Origin of the sequence: Clostridium sulfidigenes, assembly GCF_000732635.1 — a bacterium.
Taxonomy (GTDB): Bacteria; Bacillota; Clostridia; order Clostridiales; family Clostridiaceae; genus Clostridium_J; species Clostridium_J sulfidigenes.
In genome coordinates this window covers 1-2,481 of the sequence record NZ_JPMD01000079.1, presented here as the reverse complement: position 1 = coordinate 2,481, position 2,481 = coordinate 1, and the positions used below count along the sequence as shown (strand labels likewise).

Annotated in this window: 2 rRNA genes and 1 pseudogene; all 3 read left to right on the top strand. The window is 45.7% G+C overall.

Annotated features, from left to right (window positions below):
- Nucleotides 1-203 (top strand): annotated as a pseudogene (locus IO99_RS19380) (hypothetical protein); the annotation flags it as partial.
- Nucleotides 196-1,704 (top strand): 16S ribosomal RNA (locus IO99_RS18005). The pseudogene IO99_RS19380 and the gene IO99_RS18005, both read left to right, overlap by 8 nt.
- Nucleotides 1,705-2,068: 364 nt before the next feature.
- Nucleotides 2,069-2,481 (top strand): 23S ribosomal RNA (locus tag IO99_RS18000); the annotation flags it as partial.

Sequence of the window (2,481 nt, the reverse complement as noted above, 5' to 3'; positions counted from 1 at the left end):
TTAGAGTTGACACTAAGTATGAAAATATTTCTGATGCAAATGGAAATTATAGGAGAGTTTTTGTAGGATATGAAGTTACCAATAACTTAAGAATTGAATTTGAGCAAAAGGTAAAACCAGTTAATTCCGATAGAGAAATCTATCAAATAAATGACTTAACAAGTCAGCGAAAAAAAGAGCATAGCTCAAACTTTTTAAATTGAGAGTTTGATCCTGGCTCAGGACGAACGCTGGCGGCGTGCCTAACACATGCAAGTCGAGCGATGAAGCCCTTCGGGGTGGATTAGCGGCGGACGGGTGAGTAACACGTGGGTAACCTGCCTTATAGAGGGGGATAGCCTTCCGAAAGGAAGATTAATACCGCATGAAATGTTTTTATCGCATGGTAGAAACATCAAAGGAGTAATCCGCTATAAGATGGACCCGCGGCGCATTAGCTAGTTGGTGAGGTAACGGCCCACCAAGGCGACGATGCGTAGCCGACCTGAGAGGGTGATCGGCCACATTGGAACTGAGACACGGTCCAGACTCCTACGGGAGGCAGCAGTGGGGAATATTGCGCAATGGGGGAAACCCTGACGCAGCAACGCCGCGTGAATGAAGAAGGCCTTAGGGTTGTAAAGTTCTGTTTTCTGGGACGATAATGACGGTACCAGAGGAGGAAGCCACGGCTAACTACGTGCCAGCAGCCGCGGTAATACGTAGGTGGCAAGCGTTGTCCGGATTTACTGGGCGTAAAGGATGCGTAGGCGGATGTTTAAGTGAGATGTGAAATACCCGAGCTCAACTTGGGTGCTGCATTTCAAACTGGATATCTAGAGTGCAGGAGAGGAAAGCGGAATTCCTAGTGTAGCGGTGAAATGCGTAGAGATTAGGAAGAACACCAGTGGCGAAGGCGGCTTTCTGGACTGTAACTGACGCTGAGGCATGAAAGCGTGGGGAGCAAACAGGATTAGATACCCTGGTAGTCCACGCCGTAAACGATGAATACTAGGTGTAGGAGGTATCGACTCCTTCTGTGCCGCAGTTAACACAATAAGTATTCCGCCTGGGGAGTACGATCGCAAGATTAAAACTCAAAGGAATTGACGGGGGCCCGCACAAGCAGCGGAGCATGTGGTTTAATTCGAAGCAACGCGAAGAACCTTACCTAGACTTGACATCTCCTGAATTACCCTTAATCGGGGAAGCCCTTCGGGGCAGGAAGACAGGTGGTGCATGGTTGTCGTCAGCTCGTGTCGTGAGATGTTGGGTTAAGTCCCGCAACGAGCGCAACCCTTATCATTAGTTGCTACCATTAAGTTGAGCACTCTAGTGAGACTGCCACGGTTAACGTGGAGGAAGGTGGGGATGACGTCAAATCATCATGCCCCTTATGTCTAGGGCTACACACGTGCTACAATGGTGAATACAAATAGATGCAATACCGCGAGGTGGAGCCAAACTATAAAATTCATCCCAGTTCGGATTGTAGTCTGAAACTCGACTACATGAAGCCGGAGTTGCTAGTAATCGCGAATCAGCATGTCGCGGTGAATACGTTCCCGGGCCTTGTACACACCGCCCGTCACACCATGAGAGCTGGTAACACCCGAAGTCCGTGAGGTAACCGTAAGGAGCCAGCGGCCGAAGGTGGGATTAGTGATTGGGGTGAAGTCGTAACAAGGTAGCCGTAGGAGAACCTGCGGCTGGATCACCTCCTTTCTAGGGAGTCGACATGAAGTTAATCCTTCATGACAAACTGGTACTTTAACTCTGTTTAATTTTGAGAGACCAAATGATTAGTTCATTAACTCTCAAACTTAATAATTTTATTAGAAACGAGAAAGTCAAGAAAACGACTGAACGAGGAACGGAGTTTACTAAGGTAAATGAGTACCAGAGTGAGGAAGTTGACGCAGAATTTCGAAGTTTATAATAAAATTGAATGTTCTTTGAAAATTACACAGTGAAGATATATTGTTAAACCTTTAAATTTAAAGATAAAACAATTTCGTCAAGAATTTTAATTTGAATTCTTTGTAGAATGAAAATCTAATCTTAATCGCTTAAGATTAGTAAATGAATAGGTCAAGCTACAAAGGGCGCATGGTGAATGCCTTGGCACTAGGAGCCGAAGAAGGACGCGATAAGCTGCGATAAGCTTTGGGTAGGCGCAAATAGCCAGTGATCCAGAGATTTCCGAATGGGGAAACCTACATAGTTAACACTATGTACTATGCACTGAATAAATAGGTGTATGGAGGTAAACCCGGGGAACTGAAACATCTAAGTACCCGGAGGAAGAGAAAGAAACATCGATTTCCAAAGTAGCGGCGAGCGAAATGGAAAGAGCCCAAACCTAAGCCTTTGGCTTAGGGGTTGAGGACAGAACATAAATGCACAAATTTTTTAGTCGAAGACAGCTGGAAAGCTGCTCCGCAGAAGGTAATAGGCCTGTAGACAAAAAGAAATGAGTGAAAGTTCTGATCCAGAGTACCA